The organism is Salinibaculum rarum, from assembly GCF_030505615.1.
GTDB classification, from domain to species: Archaea; Halobacteriota; Halobacteria; order Halobacteriales; family Haloarculaceae; genus Salinibaculum; species Salinibaculum rarum.
Map to the genome: position 1 here is coordinate 1,899,649 of NZ_CP129992.1, position 21,717 is coordinate 1,921,365.

23 protein-coding genes are annotated in these 21,717 nt (G+C 64.0%); 9 read left to right on the forward strand and 14 right to left on the reverse strand.

The features are described 5' to 3' along the window. The first annotated feature begins 62 nt into the window (after positions 1 to 62). On the forward strand, positions 63 to 263 hold the full coding sequence (locus tag QYL91_RS10055; RefSeq protein WP_302080367.1) for a dodecin: 201 nt from the start codon (positions 63 to 65) through the stop codon (positions 261 to 263). Here the strand turns inward: QYL91_RS10055 and QYL91_RS10060 are convergent. The 4 genes from QYL91_RS10060 to QYL91_RS10075 all read right to left on the reverse strand — a co-directional run bounded on the left by QYL91_RS10060 (position 260) and on the right by QYL91_RS10075 (position 3,960). Next, on the reverse strand, positions 260 to 628 hold the full coding sequence (locus QYL91_RS10060) for a HesB/IscA family protein (RefSeq protein ID WP_302080368.1): 369 nt from the start codon (positions 626 to 628) through the stop codon (positions 260 to 262). The genes QYL91_RS10055 and QYL91_RS10060 overlap by 4 nt on opposite strands. 56 nt (positions 629 to 684) lie before the next feature. Beyond that, positions 685 to 1,794, reverse strand: coding sequence for a hypothetical protein (locus QYL91_RS10065; protein ID WP_302080369.1), 1,110 nt, complete (start codon positions 1,792 to 1,794; stop codon positions 685 to 687). A gap of 91 nt (positions 1,795 to 1,885) precedes the next feature. After that, positions 1,886 to 3,163 (reverse strand): histidinol dehydrogenase, encoded by a 1,278-nt coding sequence (gene hisD, locus QYL91_RS10070; protein WP_302080370.1) that lies wholly within the window; start codon positions 3,161 to 3,163, stop codon positions 1,886 to 1,888. 83 nt (positions 3,164 to 3,246) lie between these two features. Next, positions 3,247 to 3,960 carry a J domain-containing protein gene (locus QYL91_RS10075; protein WP_302080371.1) on the reverse strand — a complete coding sequence of 238 codons (714 nt, stop codon included), beginning with the start codon at positions 3,958 to 3,960 and terminating at the stop codon, positions 3,247 to 3,249. Between the two features lie 88 nt (positions 3,961 to 4,048). Here QYL91_RS10075 and QYL91_RS10080 point away from each other — a divergent pair, with 88 nt between their 5' ends. Beyond that, positions 4,049 to 4,420, forward strand: a complete 372-nt coding sequence (locus tag QYL91_RS10080) for a DUF5658 family protein (RefSeq protein ID WP_302080372.1) — start codon at positions 4,049 to 4,051, stop codon at positions 4,418 to 4,420. A gap of 10 nt (positions 4,421 to 4,430) precedes the next feature. Here QYL91_RS10080 and QYL91_RS10085 read toward each other — a convergent pair whose 3' ends face one another. The 5 genes from QYL91_RS10085 to QYL91_RS10105 all read right to left on the reverse strand — a co-directional run bounded on the left by QYL91_RS10085 (position 4,431) and on the right by QYL91_RS10105 (position 9,013). Next, positions 4,431 to 5,450: an AI-2E family transporter gene (locus QYL91_RS10085; protein WP_302080373.1), complete on the reverse strand. Its 1,020-nt coding sequence runs from the start codon at positions 5,448 to 5,450 to the stop codon at positions 4,431 to 4,433. A gap of 42 nt (positions 5,451 to 5,492) precedes the next feature. Continuing rightward, the gene (locus QYL91_RS10090) at positions 5,493 to 6,383 is read right to left on the reverse strand and encodes a phosphoribosyltransferase HisG-related protein (RefSeq protein WP_302080374.1); all 891 of its coding nucleotides are present in this window, start codon (positions 6,381 to 6,383) and stop codon (positions 5,493 to 5,495) included. A gap of 49 nt (positions 6,384 to 6,432) precedes the next feature. Next, positions 6,433 to 7,626 carry a hypothetical protein gene (locus tag QYL91_RS10095; protein ID WP_302080375.1) on the reverse strand — a complete coding sequence of 398 codons (1,194 nt, stop codon included), beginning with the start codon at positions 7,624 to 7,626 and terminating at the stop codon, positions 6,433 to 6,435. 94 nt (positions 7,627 to 7,720) lie between these two features. Beyond that, positions 7,721 to 8,554: an MBL fold metallo-hydrolase gene (locus tag QYL91_RS10100; protein ID WP_302080376.1), complete on the reverse strand. Its 834-nt coding sequence runs from the start codon at positions 8,552 to 8,554 to the stop codon at positions 7,721 to 7,723. 63 nt (positions 8,555 to 8,617) lie between these two features. Further along, the gene (locus QYL91_RS10105; protein WP_302080377.1) at positions 8,618 to 9,013 is read right to left on the reverse strand and encodes a YlbF/YmcA family competence regulator; all 396 of its coding nucleotides are present in this window, start codon (positions 9,011 to 9,013) and stop codon (positions 8,618 to 8,620) included. A 101-nt stretch (positions 9,014 to 9,114) separates the two neighbouring features. Here QYL91_RS10105 and dph2 point away from each other — a divergent pair, with 101 nt between their 5' ends. From dph2 to QYL91_RS10120, 3 genes are read left to right on the forward strand one after another with little or no spacing between them, the layout of a single operon-like run. After that, positions 9,115 to 10,170, forward strand: a complete 1,056-nt coding sequence (gene dph2, locus QYL91_RS10110; protein WP_302080378.1) for a diphthamide biosynthesis enzyme Dph2 — start codon at positions 9,115 to 9,117, stop codon at positions 10,168 to 10,170. Positions 10,171 to 10,178: 8 nt separating this feature from the next. Continuing rightward, the gene (locus QYL91_RS10115; RefSeq protein ID WP_302080379.1) at positions 10,179 to 10,733 is read left to right on the forward strand and encodes a class I SAM-dependent methyltransferase; all 555 of its coding nucleotides are present in this window, start codon (positions 10,179 to 10,181) and stop codon (positions 10,731 to 10,733) included. Between the two features lie 58 nt (positions 10,734 to 10,791). Continuing rightward, the gene (locus tag QYL91_RS10120) at positions 10,792 to 11,412 is read left to right on the forward strand and encodes an METTL5 family protein (RefSeq protein WP_302080380.1); all 621 of its coding nucleotides are present in this window, start codon (positions 10,792 to 10,794) and stop codon (positions 11,410 to 11,412) included. Here QYL91_RS10120 and QYL91_RS10125 read toward each other — a convergent pair whose 3' ends face one another. After that, on the reverse strand, positions 11,413 to 13,047 hold the full coding sequence (locus QYL91_RS10125) for a rhomboid family intramembrane serine protease (RefSeq protein WP_302080381.1): 1,635 nt from the start codon (positions 13,045 to 13,047) through the stop codon (positions 11,413 to 11,415). An 81-nt stretch (positions 13,048 to 13,128) separates the two neighbouring features. On the opposite strand from QYL91_RS10125, the gene QYL91_RS10130 reads away from it, so the two are divergent. Continuing rightward, positions 13,129 to 13,458, forward strand: a complete 330-nt coding sequence (locus QYL91_RS10130; RefSeq protein WP_302080382.1) for a DUF5789 family protein — start codon at positions 13,129 to 13,131, stop codon at positions 13,456 to 13,458. Here QYL91_RS10130 and aglJ read toward each other — a convergent pair. Continuing rightward, positions 13,455 to 14,465: an S-layer glycoprotein N-glycosyltransferase AglJ gene (gene aglJ / locus QYL91_RS10135; protein WP_302080383.1), complete on the reverse strand. Its 1,011-nt coding sequence runs from the start codon at positions 14,463 to 14,465 to the stop codon at positions 13,455 to 13,457. The genes QYL91_RS10130 and aglJ overlap by 4 nt on opposite strands. 296 nt (positions 14,466 to 14,761) lie before the next feature. On the opposite strand from aglJ, the gene QYL91_RS10140 reads away from it, so the two are divergent. Beyond that, positions 14,762 to 16,669: a DEAD/DEAH box helicase gene (locus QYL91_RS10140; protein WP_302080384.1), complete on the forward strand. Its 1,908-nt coding sequence runs from the start codon at positions 14,762 to 14,764 to the stop codon at positions 16,667 to 16,669. Here the strand turns inward: QYL91_RS10140 and QYL91_RS10145 are convergent. The 3 genes from QYL91_RS10145 to QYL91_RS10155 form a co-directional block, all read right to left on the reverse strand. After that, a complete protein-coding gene (locus QYL91_RS10145) occupies positions 16,661 to 17,719 on the reverse strand; it encodes a radical SAM protein (RefSeq protein ID WP_302080385.1) in 1,059 nt (352 codons plus the stop codon). The two genes, QYL91_RS10140 and QYL91_RS10145, sit on opposite strands and share 9 nt — an antisense overlap. A gap of 4 nt (positions 17,720 to 17,723) precedes the next feature. Continuing rightward, complete coding sequence (locus QYL91_RS10150) at positions 17,724 to 18,200, reverse strand: halocyanin domain-containing protein (protein ID WP_302080386.1); 477 nt, start codon at positions 18,198 to 18,200, stop codon at positions 17,724 to 17,726. A 131-nt stretch (positions 18,201 to 18,331) separates the two neighbouring features. Beyond that, the gene (locus QYL91_RS10155; RefSeq protein WP_302080387.1) at positions 18,332 to 19,510 is read right to left on the reverse strand and encodes a hypothetical protein; all 1,179 of its coding nucleotides are present in this window, start codon (positions 19,508 to 19,510) and stop codon (positions 18,332 to 18,334) included. 150 nt (positions 19,511 to 19,660) lie between these two features. Between QYL91_RS10155 and QYL91_RS10160 the strand changes: the two genes are divergently transcribed. Beyond that, a complete protein-coding gene (locus QYL91_RS10160; RefSeq protein ID WP_302080388.1) occupies positions 19,661 to 20,308 on the forward strand; it encodes a helix-turn-helix domain-containing protein in 648 nt (215 codons plus the stop codon). Positions 20,309 to 20,398: 90 nt separating this feature from the next. Next, positions 20,399 to 21,682: an O-acetylhomoserine aminocarboxypropyltransferase/cysteine synthase family protein gene (locus QYL91_RS10165; RefSeq protein ID WP_302080389.1), complete on the forward strand. Its 1,284-nt coding sequence runs from the start codon at positions 20,399 to 20,401 to the stop codon at positions 21,680 to 21,682. Positions 21,683 to 21,717: the final 35 nt, after the last annotated feature.

The window sequence follows — 21,717 nt, forward strand, 5'->3', positions numbered from 1 at the left end:
GACCGGGAAAAAGGTAGTGTGGTGAGGATTTTTAACCTCGGGGTGTGTCACCGACTAGCGCGATGGTATTCAAGAAAATCACACTGATCGGGACGAGCTCGGAGAGTTTCGAGCAAGCGACCGAGAACGCAGTCGACCGTGCCGAAGCGACACTGGACAACGTCCACTGGGTGGAAGTAGTCGAACAGGGCGTCGAGATAGCCGGCGCTGATGGCAGAGAGTACCAGGCAGAAGTAGAGGTTGCGTTCGAACTCGAAGGTTAGGTGCGGAAACTCTCACCGCACCCACACTCGCTGACGACGTTGGGGTTCTCGACGTGAAAGCCCGCGCCTTGCAGTCCGCCCTCGTAATCGAGCACGGAGTCTTCGATGTAGTTGAGGCTCGACGGGTCGACGAACACGCGCAGACCGTGGTGTTCGGTGATTGCGTCGTCTCCCTCCGGTTCGTGCTCGAAGCGCATGCCATAGGAGAGGCCGGCACAGCCACCCTGCTGGACGTACAGCCGCAGGCCACTCACGTCGGTGTCCATCCCTTGCTCGTCGAGCAGGGAGAGGGCTTCTTCGGCGGCTTGTTCTGTTACCTGCACGGGATTTCCGCTCCCGCCTGGGTCCTCGGCAGTACTACTCATATTTCTGTGAAGCGTCCGAACGCTGTTAACTGTTTGCACCGGACGAGCGTCGCCGGTCAGGCGAAGGCGGAGCCGCTCTCGCTATCTGTCATGTAGCCGCCACCACCCACACTCCGTCCGGACAGGCCCATCATGAACGAGGCGACGATTTTGCTGACGACGGGCGTAATCGTCTCCATGGCGACTTCGTTTCGGACCGTCACGGTCGTTCCGGACCGGGAGATTTCGGTGTTCCTGACGAACTCCTCGGTCTGGGGGTCTTCGGCATCCTCCTCTGCGAGTGCGAGCCAGCCGTCGAGGGACGTCTCGATGTCCTCGGCGTCCTGCTCGGACCCGCCCTCCATCTGAAGTTCGACGCCGCGGTTGTCGCCGCTGGCGTACACCGACCCGGAGATGTATTTGATCTCTTCGACTGTCTGCTCGGCAGCCTGAGCTTCGCCTTCGGGGAGGTCCTCGGGTTCGATGTCCATGGCGAATTTCATGTACTCCCCGCTGGCTGCGTCCCAGGCCGAGAGCACATCGCCGGAAATCGCGTCGCCGTCGCCGGCCCGCGCGTCGATGACGTCGTTGGTGGCACCTGCTCGGCCAAGGACGATGGTGCCGTCGTCGAGGACTGCAACGCGTTCGGTCTCGCTATCGCCGTCGTCGCTGACGTACACCGTCGTGCCGTTGTACTCCTCGGTTTCGACGTCACTGTCGTCACCGCTGTACTCTTCGATGAGCTGTGTCACCTCCTCGGCGCTCCAGTCGGTGTAGGTCAGCCAGCCGACGTAGTCTGTCTCTTCGGTTTCCTCCGTCTCACCAAAGAGGACGACTTCGTTGACCTTTCGCGGGTCGACGCCGCCTTCCTCTTCGACTCTGTCGAGTGCGCCGGTCACGGTGGTCGGCATCATCGAATCGTCGGGTGACTGTTCGGCCAGCGCATCGTTGACAGCGTCGCGAAGCGCCTGGTCATCGAGCAGTGCGGTCACGCTCATGGACATCACCATGTTCGCCCGTTCGGGGACGTCAGTCGTGACGCCGCTGCTGTCGCCGTCGGACTCGTCGTCGCTGTTCTGGTCGTTGACCAGCTCAGAACAGCCACTCAGCCCGCCGACGACGCCGACGCTGGCGAGTGTCGCTCCACTTTTCAGTACTCCTCGTCGTGTTATCTTGCGGGAACCCATTTGCTAAACGAAGGTTCTGTGGGCCAATAGTTATTGCGATAAACTCAACTACCGTCGGTTTCCGGCGGTCCCTGTGCGTTTCCGGCCGGTATCAGTCGTCGTCTCCGAAGCGTTTCTCTACACTTTCGGCGTGTGCCTCTAGCCCCTCCGCTGTCGCGAGGGTCGTAATCGTCTCCCGGAGGGCACCGAGTGAGTCCTCGTCGAGCCGCTGAACGGTCGTCGACCGGAGGAACGTATCCACGGAGAGTCCGCCGACGAGTCGGGCCTTCCCGCCGGTCGGGAGAACGTGGTTCGGGCCACTCGCGTAGTCGCCAGCGGCCACTGGACTGAACCCACCAAGAAAGACCGACCCGGCGCTGTCGATGCGATCCAACAGTGCCTCTTCGTCCTCGGCCTGAATCGCCAGGTGCTCGGCCGCGTACTCCTCTGCGAAGAGTGTCGCCTCGCTCATCGAGCGGGCGACGAACACGCCGCTTGCGTCGTTGTCCAGCGCGCCCTGAATGACGTCTTTCCGTTCGCGCTGGGCCGCCTGCTGTTCGACGGCATCGGCGACAGCGGCGGCGAGTGCGTCGTCGTCGGTCACCGCGACGACAGAGGCGTCGGTGTCGTGTTCGGCCTGTGCGACGAGGTCCGCCGCGACCAGTTCCGGGTCTGCGGTCTCGTCGGCGACGACGAGCAGTTCGCTCGGGCCCGCCAGGAAGTCGATTTCCACGTCCCCGCGGACCGCTGCTTTCGCCGCAGTCACCCACCGGTTGCCCGGGCCGACGATTGTGTCGACGGCCGTGACCGTCTCCGTGCCGTAGGCGAGCGCGCCGATGGCCTGTGCCCCACCGACCTGGTAGACCGCGTCCGCGCCAGCCACGTCGATAGCAGCCAGCGTCGCCGGGTTCAGCTGGTCCGCTGGCGGCGTGGCGACGGCGACGTGTTCGACGCCGGCGACCTTCGCGGGGATGATGCCCATCAGTGCGCTGGAGGGGTAGGCCGCGGTCCCGCCGGGTGCGTAGACGCCGGCGCTCTCTATCGGCCGGTATCGGCGGCCGAGTTCGCGCCCGTCGAAATCGTCCTGCCAGTCCTCGGGGTGCTGGCGCTCGTGAAACGCCCGGATGTTCTCGGCGGCCGTCTCGATGGCCGCGAGCAGGTCGTCGTCGACGCGGTCGCGTGCGCGCTCGACCTCGTCGGTAATCTCGATGTTTCCCACGTCGACGCCGTCGAACTCCGTGCTGAACTCCCGGAGTGCAACGTCGCCGTCCTCGCGAACGCGGTCGATGATGTCACGGACGTCTTCACGCACCGCCTCGACACCGGCGTCGCGCTCGAACAGCGCGGCCCGTTCCCCTGGGTCGAGGTCGGCAACCTCGCGTACTTGCATACACACACGTATCGCTGGCGCGTACAAACGGTTTGTCCTTACGGGAAATCGAGGAGAAAGCCCCGTGCTTTAGCGGGAGGATGTCAAGCGTAAATCTGTGAAATGACGTGCAACACGGAGGCAAAGACTGTCATCGCAATCAGAACGACGCCGACCACAAGCGGCGGCCACGACACGGCGACCTGGGTCGACAACTGCGAGAACGCAAGCCAGGTGGTCGCAGCCGCGCTCCCAAGGAAGATGACGTGGACGAGTAGCCACGGCCCGACCGACCGCAGCGCAGCGAGGAGATTCCGGAGCGACGAGTGGGTCTCTCCCGTGTCGGTCTCGGCTCGCCGGTACGTCTGTGACGCGTGTTGCCACTCCTTGGCCGTTGCCGTCGGGCCGACCGTGTAGCTCTGCTGTCGGTTCTGTCGCCGCCGTGTGCGCTGTTTTCCCGGAGTGCCTTCGCCAAGCCAGGCGGTCCGGTCGTAGCCGGGGTCTGTCTGCTCGGTCGCTGTCGTACTCGTACTCGTCGGCTCCGTTTTGGTGTCGCTCGTCGCCGACTCGTGCCAGGCAGTCGAGTCGACGTACTGGCTGACGTACTCACCGTGGCCCAGTCGGTCGTATCGCTGCCGTTCGTCGGCGTCGACGAGGACGTCCCGGGCGGTCGTCAGCCGCCTGAACTGCTCGGGCGCGTCGGGGTCGTCACTGACGTCCGGGTGGTGTTCTTTGACTCGCTCGCGGTAGGCCCGGCGTATCGTCTCCGTATCGGCGTCTCCCTCTATCCCGAGCACGCTGTAGAACGTCTCACCCATGCGACCAGTGTTGGATGCTATGGCGCTGACGGCCAAGAATCTGTGGTCGAACCAAGATTCAGGGGGCTGGCGCCCGTACCCGCTGGTGATGTCCTCCGGTGAGGGTCCCCAGCAGCCGTTGTTCACCCTCCGTCGCAACCGCCACATGACGCGCAGTCATGCCCTGCTCTGGGCGCTCATCCTCGTTGCGACTGTCGCCGACATCCTCCTGACGATGACCGGTACCGCCGTCGGCCTCCAGGAGGGGAACGTCCTCGTCCGTGTGCTGCTCGGGTCCTTTGGACCCGCTGGACTCTGGCTGGTCAAGTTCGCGGCGATGGTGTGGCTCGTCGGCGGGTGGGCGCTCCTTTCGGACCGGAACGCGACGATTTTCTTGGCACTGTTTGCGACCGTGACCGTGTCCGTCACCGTCTACAACACTGCCCTGTTGCTCGCGACCGGCGCGGTTGCACTACCGTGATCGGTGTCGACTATTCGGTCTGTCGCCGCGCCGATTCCGGCCCGATGGAACTGCCCTCCGCGAGCAGATTCGTGAGAGCGACGACGATAGCCAGTACGATCGGACCGATGACGACCCCGACGAGACCGACCGTCAGCCCGCCACCGACGAATCCCACGAAATACAGCGTCTGTGAGAGACGTTCCGGGTCGCCGAGTCGAAATCGGACGGCGTCGACGATGAGGTTCGGGAGTGCAACGAGAAAGATGATTCCGAGCGTCGCGACGGCGAAAAGCGCCAGCAACTCGCCCTCGAGAAAGTGAAACACCGCCAGGCCGAAGACGAGCGGGGCGGCGCTGATAAACGGCAGCGCCCAGAGCACGGCACCGATGAGTGCGAGAATAAAGGGCAACTGGTAATCCAAGAGCAAGAATACGCCAAGCCCCGTCACGTAGGTCACGACCCCGCCCGCCAACACGAGGACGTAGTGACCGAACAGCACCTCACGAACGCGAACGTGGACCCGGTCGGCGATGTCGTGATACCCAGTCGGGACGGGCCCGAAGGCCAGCGAGCGGAGTTTGGTGTGATAGTACAACAGCGCGAAGACGACAAAGGCGTAGACGATGAACTTCGCCGAGTACACCGACGCCTGCTGTGCAGCGGCGACGGCGACACGCGAGACGTTCGGGGTGAGTGCCTCCTGGAGCGGCGTCAGATTGAGCGTGAGTGTTTCACTGCCGACAGTCACGGGAATCGAGGTATCGAGCGCCGCGATACCATCGAGGAGTGCATCCCGCCGCGCGTACAGGACGAACACGAACGGCACTATCAGCGCCAGGCTCACGACGACGCCGGCGAGGGTCACGAGTATCGCACTCCAGTAAGGGGGGACGCCGTGACGAATCGTCCACTTGTGAGCCGGCAACAGCATGTAACTGGCGGCGACTGCCACCAAGATGGTCATGATGACTCCGGAGAGGACAAAGGCGGCTATCGCCGCGATGACAAATCCAAGCCCCACGAGGACGGTTCGGCGTTGACTGGCCACAGGGACAAATCGGCACAGTCCCGCTAAAAGCTTCCCATCAGGTCAGAGAATCGGCTGTTCGACGCCCCGCTCGAACAGTGTGGCGACGGTCCGTGTCGTCTCGTCGGTTTCGGAGGTGTTCTCCAGGAGGACCGTCTCGCTGGGGAACAGTTGCTCGCCGAGCACGAGGCCGTTGTCCCGGGCGGTCGACCCCGTCACCGTCAGGTACACCCCGATACCCGTCTGTGCAATCGACGCCTCCTCTTCGATTCCCTCTTCGGGGTAGGTGAAGTCGATGCCGTCGAGGACTTTCGTGCCCAGCACCGCCTCGACGAGTCGCTCGTATCGCGGCGAGATGCAGAACGGTCCCTCGTAGTCCGCGACGAAAGCGCGGTCGAGGTCGCTCCCGCTGCCTTCGAGCAGTTCCGGTGTCGCCAGCAGCGTGTGATACACCGTATCGCCGAGGCCGTCGACGATTCGGACGTCGGTATCCAGCGGGTCGATGCGCTCGTTCGCGGCGTCAAGGCCGTCGATGGGCTCGTCACTGAGCTGGACGACCTCTTCGAGCACAAGGTCGGCACTGTCGAACCCCAGCGCGAACTCGTGGGTTCGAAGCGCCCTGAACGGCTCTTCACGGCCCACCAACTGGATGTCCGTCTCGCCGGCCGGGACGGTCACGCTGTCGAAGACGAGACGCCGGGGCATCCCCTCCCGGTCGTCGCGCAAGAGCGTGTACTCTGGCTCGGTCGGGTCCGAGAGGTCACTGTATCGGGCCAGTCGGTCGTAGACGTCGCTGTCGGCCTGCTGGTTGTCTTTCGTGACTGCCTTCTCGTAGCGAAGCGTCGAGATGATGTCGTCGGCGGTCTCCTCGAACGGGACGCTCTCGGCGAGTCGCTCGAGAACACTCTCCAGTGGTCGCCCCTTCCTCGGAACGGCCACCCGCACGGTCGTCATTGGGAGAGACGAAGATATCGTGCGACAAAACAAGACCGGTTTCGAGACGCTAGCCGCCGAAGGTCGACTTGATCTGCTCTTGCCAGTCCCGAATATCTTCGATTTCCGATTCGATGTCTTCGAGTCGGCCGGCCACGTCGCCGTTGGTGACTTTCTCCTCTATCTCCGCGACGTTTTCCTCGACAGTGGCGAGGGACTGTTCGAGGTCGTCGACTGTCTCGCCCATACTCTCGACGTCGTCGTTGACGTCGTCCATCTCGGTGCGGACCTCGGAGACTGTCGTGTTCGTCTCGGAAAGCTCCGACTGGACGTCGTCGAGGGTCTGGTCGAACGATTCAAGCTGTGATTCGAAGTCCTGGATGAGCTGGTCGCCAGTCCCGCTCTCCTCCAGGAACTCCTCGAGTGCGTCCGTGTAGGCACGCAGGTCCGCAACGTCGCTCTGGAGCTTTTCGACCCGGGCGTCGTGGACGCCGTCGGTGTCGTCGCGGTCGGCGAGTTTGTCGATGGCCCGCTGGACGAGCTTGAGGTCGTCGAGTGGGACGTCGTTTTGCCGAATCTCCGCCGCCATCGCGCTGACTACCGACTCGCCGTCGATGGTGGCCGCTGCCGTCTCGGCGCTGTCGTCCGTCGAATCACTGCTGTCTTCGGTGGCGCTTTCTTCCGGTTCGTCGTCACTGCTGTCGTCAGTGACTCTCGTTTCACCCTGGGCTTCGTTGGGGTCTTTGAGGTCCAGGGTTCCGATGTCTTCGTCGGTCGATTCGTCTTCGTCTTCGAGTCCCGGTACTTCCCCCTCACCCGAGATAGCGTCTTTGACGACGTCGCTGTCGCTCTCTGGGATGATATCGTCGGTATCCATGTCGTCTGCTGTCTCCCCGTCCAGTGGCGGTTCGACCGTCTCGATGGTGGGTTCTGTCAGGAACTTCTCGACGTTGTCGGCCCCCGTCGCTCGAATCCCGTAGACTGTCGTGTACTCCGCCTCGGCCTCTAGCTCCCGTTCGAACGTAATCTGTTTCTCGTCGATAGTCCAGTGTTCGCTGCCGTACTCGGGATGGAAACCGAGGTCCTCGACGGCCACGCTCTCTGGTACCTGGTCGGTGAGCGTGACGGTGACGGCCTCGTCGCGCTCGGAGACGAACTCGAAGGCAATCGCGGGGACGGGAAACTCGTCTTCCTCGAACCGCTTTGTCACGGTCACCCCATCCGAAGACGTCCGCACCTCCTCGTACGCCTGTGAATCGCTCATGGTATACTGTCCGTTCAGCGACGGTCTTAAAGCTACTTACTGTTATGGAGTCAAGAGAATCCGTTTCGAATCGCGATTTTGCCTCTCGAGGCCCTTACAGGTCGATTCTGTCCCCGATCTCGATGACGTTCAGCTGACGGGGATACTCGAAGCTCCGGACGTGCTCGTGGAGTGCCGTCGGGTCAGCAGTCAGCCCTTTCCACATGTCCCAGTGGGTCGGCACGAGCGTCTCGACTTGGAGTTCGTTGGCCGCCTCGACGAGCATGTTCTCGTCGTTGTACCACTGTGTGTACTTCGGCTCACGCGTCTGCTTGTCCGGAATCATCCCCGCGCTGCCGAAGGCGAGGACGCCGACGTCGATGTCGTAGTCGTCGCCCACTTCCTCGAAGGCACCGGGCCGGGCGTCGCCACCGTGGAAGAAGGTTCCCGACTGGTGTTCGACGACGTAGGAGACGGGGTGGTCTGCGTCGGGGTCGTTGGCGGGTTCGACGTGAACCGTGAGGTCACCGATGCGGATGCCGTCGCCCTCGTCGACGCGTTCGAGCTGGCCCGGTTCGATGTCCCACTCGTCGAGCCACCCCTCCTCGCGAACGACGTCGATGCTGGCGTCGGGCCCGTAGAAGTTCGCTCCCGTCTCCTCGAGGAGCGGTCCCTGGCTCGCCCCGTCGACGTGGTCCGAGTGTTCGTGGGTCGCGAGGACGGCGTCGGCTTCTGCGACGTCTGTCGGGTCGAACGGAACCGGAATCATCCGCACCGTTCGCGGCGGGTCGCCAGTGTTGAGGTAGGGGTCGATAAAGAGTGTCGTCCCGCTTGAGCTTTTCAGCACGAAGCCGTTGCAGCCGAGATACCAGACGGCAATCCCGTCGGGGTCGGCGTCTTCGACGGCGCGGGGCAGCCAGTCGCCCCAGTCTGAGTGGATGGTGTCCATGTGTCCCGGTGCGCGCGGCCGGGGCTAAGGGGTTTCGGACGGTCGCGAAAAGGCAAGTGTGGGTCAGTCGTTACAGCAACCGCCGGCCTTCTCGCCGAAGTCGACGGCAAGGGGGTCGCTAACGTGCTCGTTTAGTGCCTGCAATCGAAGTTCGAGGTCGTTCTGTGCCTGCAGAAACTCGCTCATCACGGGAATCGAGTGGAGCTTTTCCTGGGCTTCCTGGAGTTGCCGCAGGTCCTCCTGGTCGGCCTGTCCGGTCTGGCGGGCCATCATATACTCCTCGCGAATCTGTTCGAACTCCTCGATTTGTTCCTGGGCCGTCTCGTCGGCCTCGACAGCCTCCTTTTTCTCCTGGAAGGTCTGGTAGGCGGGCATCTCGGTGATGGCCTCGCCGAGTTTTTGGGCCAGTTCCTCGGCTGTCTGGTCGCTGTCGGCGGGCGAATCGGTCTCGACGCTCATCGGCGGATTTTGGTCACGAACGCCTAAAGTCCTGCCGATGGGAGCGACCGAGGTATCCAGAAACACCGTCGTTATACGCCCCCAGCGACTAAGCGTGTCCAATGAGCCAGGACACGACGGACCGACCCGAGGGTGACCTCCGAAACACCGGGATGAGTCTCCGTCACGACCGCGAGTGGGACTACGAACTCGACCGCATCGCAGCGGCTGTCGACGAGCGCGACGCCGAGACGGTCGGCCTGCAGTTCCCCGAAGGACTCAAACGACGCGGGCCGGGCGTGGCAGACGATCTCCGAGAACTCCTGCCGGACGGCGTCTCGGTGATGATTTCGGGTCAGCCCTGTTATGGCGCCTGTGACCTCGACACCTATCTGATGCGCCGGACAGACGTGTTCGTCCACTTTGGCCACTCGCCGATGAAAGAGTCGGACAACATCATCTACGTCCCGCTGTTCTCGAATGTCGACGTCTTCCCAATCTTGGAGCGGGCACTCGACGAGGAACTCACTCCAGCCGAGGACGACCCCGACGTCGGACTGGTCACGACCGCCCAGCACATGAACAAATTCGAGGCGATGCGCGAACACCTCGAAGACCGCGGCTACGAGGTCCACACCCGTCGCGGCGACGACCGACTGACCCACGAAGGGCAGGTGCTTGGCTGTAACTACGCCTCGGCGGAGGTCGACGCCGACCAGATTCTGTACATCGGCGGCGGCAAGTTCCACCCGCTCGGACTGGCGATGGAACACCCGGACAAGAAGGTCGTCATCGGCGACCCGGTCAACAACGTCGTCAAGATAGCGGACAACGAGAAGTTCATGAAACAGCGCTACGCCTCGGTCCACAAGGCGATGGACGCCGACACCTGGGGGGTTATCTTCTGTACGAAAATCGGGCAGGGACGCTGGGACAAGGCCGAGGAAATCGTCGAGAACAACGACGACGCTTACCTCATCACGATGGACGAGATAACGCCCGACCGGCTGACGAACTTCGGGATGGACGCCTACGTCAACACCGGCTGTCCGCGAATCACCACCGACGACGGCCCACAGTTCAAGAAGCCGATGCTCACGCCCGGCGAGTACGAGATTGCTATCGGGGAGAAACCGCTTGATGAACTCTCCTTCGACACCTTCCACGGAACCTGGTGACTTCAGACATGGGATTTCACACCTTCGACCACACACGCGCACAGAGTCTCGAAGACGCCACGCGATTTCGCTTTTGCTCCCGTGAGGAACTGCTCGGCCCGCTCCCCCGCGGCCCGGACGCGACTGTCCTCGACGTGGGCAGTGGCACTGGCTTCTACACCGACGAAATCGCGCCCTCTGTCGGCCGCGTCGCCGCACTCGACGTCCAGTCGGAGATGCACGAACTGTACCGCGAGAAGGGAATCCCGGAGAACGTCTCGCCGGTGACTGCGAATGCAGAATCGCTCCCGCTGGTCGCCGACGCCGTCGACGGCGCGTTCTCGACGATGACGTTCCACGAGTCGACGACACCCGAGTCGCTGGCCGACCTCCAGCGCGTGCTGGCGGCCGACGCTCCCTTCGTCGTCGTCGACTGGTCCCGAGAGGGGTCCGGTGACGATGGCCCGCCGGTCGATGAACGCTTCTCCGCGACGCGGGCACGGGAACTGCTCGTCGAGGCCGGCTTTACCGTCGAAAGCGCCCAGGAGCGCTCCGAGACGTTCAGAGCCGTCGCCCACGCATAGCATGATTACTACCGGGCATGGCCGAAGATTTTTGTATTAATTGGGGGTATTGTGACCGATGGCAACGAAGAGCGCGCTGACCCAGCAACTCGGCGTGGTCGTCGGGTTCGACGACCCGCGGGCGGACTTAGAACAGTACCGGACACCGCCCGACCTGGCCGCGCACCTCGTTCACACTGCCGACCTCCAGGGTGACGTTGAGGGCAAGACGGTCGTAGACCTCGGCTGTGGGACGGGTATGCTGGCACTCGGAGCAGCCCTCCGGGGGCCGGAAGCGGTCGTCGGCATCGACATCGACCCGGCCCCGCTGGCGACCGCCCGCGAGAACGAACGCCGGATTGGGACTGCCAGTGTCGTCTCCTGGGTGCGTGGCGACGCAACGGCGGCGCCCTTCTGGCCCGGCACCGAGACGACGGTCATCATGAACCCGCCCTTTGGCGCCCAGCAGGGTAACGAACACGCCGACCGGGCGTTTCTCGCGACCGCCGCGGACATCGCAGACGTGTCCTACTCGATTCACAACGCAGACAGCGCGGACTTCGTCGAAGCGTTTGCCGAGGACAACGGCGGCGAGGTCACCCACGCCTTCCGGGCGGAGTTCGACCTCCCGAAGGCCTTCGATTTCCACACCGACGACCGGCGCAACATCGACGTCGAAGTGTTCCGCATCGACTGGTGACTACCGCTGGCGCGTCGCGATTCGAATCTTCGTCTCTCCGACGGAGGCGTTGAGGTCCCTTCCGTTCCTGCTGAAGGTGATGCCGCCGATGGTCTCCTTCGTGTCTACCTCCGGGACCTGTCCGGTCGCGACTGTCGTGTCGTTTCGCGAGACTGCAAGCTCGTAGCCCTCCTCGGCCGGCGCGAGCGTGACTCGCTTCCCGTTGAGGACCGCGGGGACCCGGACCGGGTCGGCCTCGAACACCTGCGTTGCAGTTCTGTCGGGTGGCTCGACGAAGACCTTGTACGTCTTCTCGCCGTCGACGACCGACCAGCCCGACCGGGAGACGACGACCGTCTCCCGCCAGCCGACGCCGCCGACGGGGACGCGGACGCTTCCCCGTGTCGCGAGTCGTCCGGCGGGGACGACGGCCTCCCAGGCGTGACGTTGCTCGCTGGTCACGATAACGCCACTCGTGTTGACTGTCAGCGAGTCGCGGAGATACGGCACGTCGACACCGGCGATGTACTGGTTTGGCACCTGCTCGGCGTAGGTTACGGTGTAGTCTCGCACCTCGACGCCGGCGTCTGCCTCCGGCCCCGAACCGACGGAGACGAGATTGTACGGCACTGCGACGATACCGATAGCGAGGACGACACACAGCAGGAGGCCAACGGCCACCTCGCGTCGCGAGAGGTCGATGCTGGACACCAGCGTTCGGTCTCGTGAGGCCAACGCGACCGCGACCACGCCAGCGAGGACGAACAGCGCGGCTATCCCGAGTCCCCGAAAGAGGACGTACTCGGTGTTGCTGAGATACCAATAGAAGGCATACAGTGACTTGGCGACTGCAAAGACCAGCGTCGCAAAGTAGACCCGCCGGTAGCCGGGCCAGGCGCCACGCGAGCGGACCAGCCAGAGGCCAGCCAGCACCCCGATAAGCAGGCCGAGCGCGTGTCCCTGGATGGCAACGTCGGCCCAGCCTGGGGTGACAAACTGGGTGCGCCCGCGGGCGAGGACCAGTGGATTCTGGACCGCATAGTAGCTCACACTGACGACCCGTTCGACGACGAGCGCGTACACCGCAGTCAGCGGGCGGGTGACGACTGCAAAGCCTCCGAAGGCGAAGACGACACCGGAGAAACCGATGAGCGCCCCCGGCGTGAAGATGCTGGTCGCCAGTCCGACGAGAACGACGCCGGCGACGAACAGGAGGATGCGGACGAAGGGGTTCGTCAGCCAGCCGCCAAAGGAGTGGCTGCCCCGTCTGGTCGGATAGTGACTCCAGGCGTACTCGGCGACGGGAGCGAAGACGACAGTTCCGAGGAGGTTGCCGGTGACGTGGGCCTCGCCCGCGTGGGCAAAGGCCGCTGTGACCATCCCCAGTGGATAGCCAAACGACCACGACCGGAACCCGACGACGACCGGACCGCCCTGCTGGCCGCCACCCTGGAGGAAAACGTAGACAGCCAGTACCCCGAGGACGCTGAGGGCCGTTCCCCATGGGACGCCGAGCACGAATCGCGCCCGGAGTGTATCGAGTGGCCTGGATTCTCCGTCTCGCCCGCGGAGAAGGAACACGGAGACAGAGAGCGCCGCGACGATGGCGAGCACGCTCAGACCTTCGATTGTCTCGACGGGAACCGACTGTGCCATGGACGGAGGCTGTACCCGGAGTGGATTATGTCTGTCGCCAACCCGATGGCTTTTCGGGACTGACGCTCCTTGCCCCGGACGATGGGAGTACGGCCACCGTCCGACGACATGGACGACGAACCGGACGTCATCGAGTTCGGCATCGCCGCACTGGACGCGCGCCTCGAAGAACTCGGCGTCACCTTCCCGGCGACTGCCGACGAACTGGTCGCCGAGTACGGTGACGTGCGCGTCCCGGTCGACGCCGCTGGGACAGAGATTACGCTGGAGACGGCACTCGAGCAGACCACGAGACGCGAGTTCGAGACTGAACGCGAACTCCTCGACGTGCTCCACCCCGTCTTCGAGGAGCGCCGCCAGGGCTCGTCGCGCGGGTATCTGGCCCAGCTGCGGGCGCTCTTGCCTTTCTAACCGTCCGGCGGCGACTGTTCGCCGGTAGTCCCGGCGTCGGCGGCCTGTTCTGTTTCCTCGCCCGTCTCGGCCCGTGGGTCGTCCCGATCGAGTTCCTTGGCGAGTTCGCGCATCTGGTGGGTCTGTTCGCGGTTGAGCGTCACGACCAGGTCAGAGAGGACGCCGAACATCAGCAACTGGACGCCGAAGAGAACTGCGACACCGGCGACGACGGCGATAACCTCGTGTGAAATGCTCCGAGTAATCCACTCGACGGCGACGTATCCGGCGAGGACCAGCCCAACGATGGTGCTGACGGTGCCGACACTCCCAAAGTAAAACAGCGGGTTGTTGGTCTTTGCCATCTGGTACAGCGTCAGGAGGATGACGCCGCCGTCGCGGAACGGGCGGAGGTTCGTCTGGGACTCGTCGGGGCGTGGCTGGTAGGTAATCGGGACGACACTCGTCCGGACGTTGTGTTTGACACACTCGACTGCCATCTCCGTCTCGATGCCGAAGCCGTCGGCAGTCAGGCTCAGCCGCTGGAACGACTGGTGGGTAAACGCCCGGTAGCCACTCAGAATATCTCGCAGGTCCCGGCCGTGGATGTAACTGAACGCACGATTGATGATGCCGTTGCCAATCTGGTTGAGACGCGACATCGCGCCCGGCTTCATGTTCGCAAACCGGTTTCCGATGACGTGCTCGGCCTCGCCGGTAAACAGCGGTTCGAGCATCTGCGCTGCCTCGTCGGCACGGTAGGTTGCGTCACCGTCGGCCATCAGGACGTACGGGCTGTCGATGTAGTCCATCGCCTCCCGGACGGCCTGGCCCTTGCCGGAGCCGGACTGGACGACGACCCTGGCACCGTGGTCGCTGGCTATCTCGCGGGTGCCGTCGGTCGACCCGCCGTCGATGACCAGCACGTTTTCGAACCCCTCGGCTACGAATCCGTCCACAACCTGCCCGATAGTTTCGGCTTCCTCGTAGGTCGGCACGAGTACACACACGTCGTCGGGGTCGCCCATCGGCGCAACCTACGCCATTACCCCGGAAAAAGCTAGCTGATTAGTCGCCGTCACGCTGTTCGCTGAGATGCTCCCAGATTTCCGTACAGCCACAGCCGTCTTCGACACCATCCAGGTGGTCGTCCGAGGGACTCTGTTTCGTCGCCATAGTTACTCTCTTTCTGAGTAAATAACTTGGCTCGATAAATACTTTTCCCAGACCGACGACCGTCTGGTGACTGTCTCCACCGTGCCGGGAGTTGCCAGCCCGGCGGTCGGACGCAAACTGTTACTGTCCAGCCCACCAACGGACGAGCGTGACAGCGGAGGAGTCCCCACCCCGAGACGGCGACCGGACGGACGCGTTCTACGACGCCCTGGACGCGGTCGGTCGGCCGTTGGTGACTGCGACACAGTACGCCCGTCAGCACGACGTCACGCAGGCAGCGGCGTCCGAACGACTGCAACGGCTCGTCGACGACGGTGTCGCCGAGCGCGTCGACCTCTCGGCGGACCCGACGGTCTGGTATCCCGGGAGCTGGCAGCAGATGGCCGCTCGCGAACGCGTCATCCTGTTCCCCGAGCGCCGCCAGCTGGTCGTCGACCAGCCCGAGCAGTTCACGCGCGCACAGCTCTCGCAGTTTGCCCATCTCGTCGATACCACCGGAAGCGGCGGCTATCTCTACGAAATCCGTCGAGAAGACGTGTGGCAGGCCCCATACGAAACCTTCGAGGACCTGCTCGCGACGGTCCGTGACGTCCTTCCCGAGCGGTCAGAACCGCTCGAATCGTGGCTCGAAGAGCAGTGGAAGCGCGCAAACCAGTTCACACTCACGACGCACGAGGACGGGTACACGGTGCTGGAGGCGGCCTCGGAGGACCTGATGGGGAACGTCGCCCGACAGAAACTCGACGACGACCAGCTCCGGGCACCCATCTCGGAGACGGAAAGCTGGGTCTCCGAGGATGCCGTCGCCGAGGTCAAGCGTATCCTCTACGAGGCGAGCTATCCAGTTCGTGACGAGCGCGACCTCGACAGCGGCGACGAGTTGCCGGTCGACCTCGACTTGGAGCTTCGCTCCTACCAGCACGAGTGGGTCTCGCAGTTCATGGAGACCAAATCGGGCGTCCTCGTCGGGCCGCCGGGCAGTGGGAAGACCGTCGCCACGATGGGGATTCTCTCGGCGGTCGAAGGCGAGACGCTAATCCTAGTTCCCGGTCGCGAACTGGCCGGCCAGTGGCGCGAGGAACTGCTCGCACATACCTCGCTGACTGCCGACCAGATCGGCGAGTACCACGGCGGCGAGAAGAACGTCCGACCGGTCACCATCGCTACCTACCAGACTGCCGGGATGGACCGCCACAGACAGCTCTTCGACAGCCGGGAGTGGGGGCTCATCGTCTACGACGAAGTCCATCACATCCCGGCCGACGTTCACCGCCGGAGCGCAGACCTGCAGACGCGCCACCGCCTCGGTCTCTCTTCGACGCCGGTCCGGGAGGACGACCGGGAGACGGAAATCTACACGCTCATCGGCCCGCCCATCGGGACAGACTGGGATGCCCTCTTCGACGAGGGCTTCGTCGCCGAGCCGGAAGTCGACATCCTCTACGTGCCCTGGGGCACCGAGGACGCACAGAACCAGTACGTCAGTGCCGAGGGGCACGACCGTCGACAGCTCGCGGCGACCAACCCCGCGAAAGCCGAGGAAATCGAGCGCCTCCTCTCGACACATCCCGACGACAAGGCGCTGGTGTTCGTGGAGTACCTCGACCAGGGTCGGGAACTCGCGGCGCGGCTCGATGCGCCCTTCATCAGCGGTGAGATGCCACACCACCGCCGCGAGAAACTGTTCGAGCAGTTCCGGGGTGGGAGTCTCCAGACACTCGTCGTCTCACGGGTCGGTGACGAAGGTATCGACCTACCCAACGCGGAGCTCGCTATCGTCGCCTCGGGCCTTGGCGGCTCGCGACGGCAGGGCGCCCAGCGTGCCGGCCGGACGATGCGCCCGACTGGACGCGCACGGATGTACGTCCTCGCGACTCGCGGGACGCGCGAAGAAGAGTTCGCGCGCCGACGGATGCGGCACCTCGCCGAAAAGGGGGTTCGGGTCACCGAGCGCGACGCAGAGACTGTCGAGTCACTGGCCGACCGGAAGGAAAAGACGGAGGAACCGGATGACGAGGTATCGGACGAGCCCACAGCGGCCGACGAATCAGGGTAGCTGCTGTGTCGGCAGTGGCCCGTCGTACTCCGGGGGGACGTACGGACAGAGCGGGTCGCTCTCAAGCGGGTCACCTGTGTAGGCGTACGCTCGCGACCGACTGCCACCGCAGACGGCACGGAACGGACAGGCGCCACATTTTCCTTTGAGGGAATCCGCCTCACGGAGTGACTCGAACAGCTCTGACTCGCGATACAGCGACACCACGTCCGTCTCGCGGACGTCGCCGGCCGATTTCGGCAGAAAGCCCGACGGGTACATCTCGCCGACGTGGCTGACGAACGCGAAGCCGTCGCCGGCGGTGATACCGCCGCGCCGTCCCGAGTCGATGTCGTCGCGTTGCTGCAAGACGCGACGGTAGTGGGGTGCCTCGGTCGTCTTGACGGCGAAGTCTTCGTTCTCGACGACGTCGCCCAGCCAGTGCATCACGTCTTCGGCCCGGTCTGGCGTGACTGGGTCGAGGACGCGACCGCGACCCACCGGAACGAGGAAGAACACGCTCCAGAGCACCGCATCGAGGTCTGCAACGAGGTCCCGCAGGTCCGGCAGGTCGCCGACTGTCCGCTGACAGACGGTCGTGTTTATCTGGAGGGGGAGCCCCGCCTCCCGTGCGGTCCGTGCGGCCTCGATAGTCTGCTCGAAGGAGCCAGACTCGCCGCGGAAGTCGTCGTGGGACGCTGCTGTCGCACCGTCGACGCTGAGTGCCAGTCGCTTCAGTCCGGTGTCGGCCAGTCGCTCGATAGTGTCGGGTGTCAGCGAGTCGGTCCCGCTGGGGGTCAGCGTGATGGTCAGGCCGATATCCGTGCCGTACTCGATGAGTTCTTCGAGGTCGTCGCGCTTGCAGGGGTCGCCACCGGAGAAGACTACCAGTTGGCCCTCGCCGAACTCGCGGACACTGTCCAGCAGCGCCTTGCCCTCCGCCGTGGTGAGTTCGTCGGGATGGCGGGTCTCTTGGGCGTCGGCACGGCAGTGGTCACAGGTGAGTCCGCAGGCCTGGGTGAGCTCCCAGACGAGGACGAACGGCCGTTCGTCGGTGTCGACCCCGTGCATTATCTTATTCGACGATGACTGCGCCTTTCATCCCGGCGCCTTTGTGTGGTTGACAGTAGTAGTTGTAGTTCCCTGTCTCCTCGAAGGTGTAATTGTAGGTGTACCCTTCCTCGCTGACGTACTCGTCACCGCTGGTGAACGTCTCGTCCTCGGCGACGACGTTGTGGCCGCCGCCGTTGCCGGTCCATTCCCACGTGACAGTGGTCCCGGTGCTGATACGGATAGCCGCTGGGTCGAACGCGAAGTTGTTCGACCCGGCGCCGACCATGACGGTCACCGAATCGGCGTCAGTTTCGTCGGTGGCCGACCCGTCGTAGTTGTTCGCACCGTCGAGGTAGTCCCCAACCTCGCTCGGGACGTCGCCACCACTGTTGTCACTGCCGCCACCACACCCGGCGAGGACGCCGCTTACTGCGAGCGCACCGGCGCCGCGAAGGACTGTCCGCCTGTCAACATCCACAGATTCTATGGTCTTTTTCATCGACAACTAGCTCCTTAGGACCGTTCGCATAAAAGCCTTCTATTCGATTTATGGGGCCTGAGACAACCGATAACGGTATTTTGGACGCACCCATACACGTTCGGCACCCAGTATAAACACGGTCCGCAAAATCATGTCTGTAATGATATGGTTCCGGCGAGCAGATAGGCGTAACCGGCCGCGCCAGCGAGAACGAGTGCGTGTCCTGCCGGGCGCGCCCAGGGAACAGAGACCGACGTGGCAGCCACGACGAGCAACCCGGCCGCGACGAGGGCGATGGTGCCCAGCGCGGTCCGGTCGTTGCCACCGGGCCAGGGACAGACGCCCGGCGGATAAAACTGGTAGACTGCGCCGACGATGCTCAGCCCCAGCAGGCCGTAGACGTTGACCCGTCGGTGAACCGTCGTCAGTGCCGGGTCCAGGCCGACGACAGCGAAGTGAACACCGAGCGCGACACCGAGACAGCCAAAGACCACGGCGACGGCAACGCTGTATAGCCCGACACGGTCACGCTCGCTCCGGAAGACCATCCGGAGATAGGCGACTGCAAACCCGACAACTGCGACAGACTGGACGACAGCACCGACGACAAAGAATTGGCCGGCAGGATACCCCCACGCGAGCAGCGCCGGGCCGACTGCACCGGAGGGCAACACGACGGCAGCGAGCCGACGGCTGGGGTAGGTCCCCAGAAAGCGGGGGAGGAGTCGGTAGCCGACGCTGAAAAGCAAGAGAAGCGCCACGCCGGCCGCAAAGAGGTGCGAAGTACGGACGGCCACCCCGCCAAAGGGCGAGGAAAATCCGAGCGTGCCGGCAAGCAGTTCGACACACCCGACAGTCAGGTAGCCAAACACCACCGGGACGAAGGCGTTGGCCAGTCGGTCGAGTCCGCGCCGGTCCGCGTTCGCGTCGCCGGTCCCAGTCTCGCCGCCAGTGAGGTTGTCCGCGACGGTGACCAGCATCGTCCCCAGAAAGACCACGACTCCCGCGACCCAGGAGAGCGCACCGACAGTCGACAGCCACGGCGGGGCGACGGCAGTCTCACCGACTGCGAGTCCAGTGACACCCACAATAAGGAGGGGTAACTGCACTGCCGGCGCGGACGGCCACGCGAGCGTCCGGTCGAAGTACGACGGGACCAGCGAGTAGGCCTTCCCGAAGACAGTCGTCAGGACGAACCCGTAGAGTCCGAGGACGATTGCGACGCGCCGGGGCACGTCTGCGAGGATTGCGACCTGCGAGAGAACGAAGCACGCGGCGCTCACGAGCAAGAATCGTCTCGTCCAGCGGGAGATGCGTGCACTCGACACAGTGGTTCTCCGTCGCGGCGCCCCCTCACCACCGTCCCGAACCAGTTCGGGGGCAGGCGGGCGTCGCTCGTCCGTGGTATCACACGTCTGCGTTTTCACTTTTCGGGAATCGGCACCCCAGTTATTGCGGGACTTTGCCAAAAGAAGGGTATGCCAGGCGTCAGAACAGAACTCGTCTTCGAACGGGCCGAGGGGTGCCCGGTCGCCGTCGCATCGGCGGATGTGCCGGGGCCGGTGACCGACATCAACTGGACCGGCGGCGACGAGACAGTGACAGAGCAGGTGACTGTCGATTCCGGCGGGGAACTCGACGGCGACACAGACGACATGCCGGCGTTCGAACCGGTCTTCGACTACGGCACCCAGGAGGTCTACGAGTTCGACCGCGACCAGACAGAGCCCTGCATCTGCGAGCACATCCAGCAGACACTCGGACCTGTCACCGACGTCCACGCCCGCGACGGGGACCTGCACGTGACGTTACACGCCAGCGACATCTCGGGGCTGCGTGACCTCATCACCGACATGAGCGAGCAGTTTGGTGACGTGAGCGTCGAGTATCTGGTTCGCAGCGTCGACAACGACGAGCGCTCCGAGCTCGTGCCGGTCGACGTGCGGAAACTGACGGACCGCCAGCGTGAGGTCCTGTCGACGGCCCACGAGATGGGCTACTTCGAGTACCCGCGCGAGGCGAATGCGGAGGCTGTTGCCGAGGAACTGGGCATCCAGTCCTCGACCTTTGCCGAGCATCTCGCGGCCGCCCAGCAGAAGCTCATGGGCGAATTACTCGACGCGTAAGGTCCCAGGACCGCGACTCGCGTCGTAGATGCCGGGGATTTTCGACGTTTATGCATCGTTTATACGGGCCGGCCGTCTGTGATTGCACGTATGACAGACGACGACATCTACACAGACAGTCTGCACGCTGGACAGGAACCCGATGCGGAAACGCGGGCACGCGCACCGCCGCTCTACCAGACGACTTCCTACGTCTTCGAGGACGCCGACGACGCGGCCTCGCAGTTCGCGCTCGAAGAGCCGGGGTACATCTACTCGCGGCTGATGAATCCCACCGTCGAGACGCTCCAGGAACGACTCGCGGCGCTGGAACACGGTGTCGGTGCGGTCGCCACCTCGTCCGGCATGGCCGCGCTCAACCTCGTGACCTTCCTGCTGGCTGATGCCGGCGACAACGTCGTCACCGCCTCTTCGCTGTACGGCGGGACCTACACCTACTTTACCCACTCGGCACCGCGACAGGGCGTGGAGGCACGCTTCGTCGACACGCTCGATTACGAGGCCTACGAGGAAGCCATCGACGAGGACACCGCCTACGTCCACTACGAGACCATCGGCAACCCCGCGCTCGTCACGCCGGACATGCAGCGTATCGCCGACATCGCGCACGACCACGGCGTCCCCGTCTTCGTGGACAACACCTTCGCGACGCCCTACCTCTGCAATCCGCTCGACCACGGCGCGGACCTGGTCTGGAACTCCACGACCAAGTGGATTCACGGCTCCGGCACCACCGTCGGCGGTGTCGTCGTCGATGGCGGGTCCTTCCCCTGGGCCGACCACGCCGAGAAGTTCCCCGAAATCGCTGGCGACAACCCTGCCTACCACGGCGTCAACTTCGCCGACACCTTCGGCGACGCCGCCTTCACCTACGCCGGTATCGCCCGCGGCCTGCGTGACATGGGCAACCAGCAGTCGCCGTTCGATGCCTGGCAGACTATCCAGGGCGTCGAATCCCTGCCGATGCGGATGGAACGCCACTGCGAGAACGCGATGGCCGTCGCCGAACACCTCCAGGACCACGATGACGTGGCGTGGGTCACCTACCCCGGACTGGAGGACCACGAGACTCACGACGCTGCCAGCGAGTACCTCGATGGCGGCTACGGCGGCATGATTACGTTCGGCCTCGAGGGCGGATACGACGCCGCCCAGTCGACCGTCGAGAACACCGAACTCGCGAGTCTGCTGGCAAACGTCGGTGACGCAAAGACGCTCATCATCCACCCCGCGAGTACGACTCACCAGCAGCTCACCGAACAAGAGCAGGAAGCCTCTGGTGTGACCCCGGACCTCATCCGCCTCTCGGTGGGTCTGGAGTCGACCGAGGCCATCATCGCGGACCTCGACCAGGCCATCGAGAGCGCGGCCTGACGCCACACCGGATTCGAACGGTCGCGTTTCGTCTG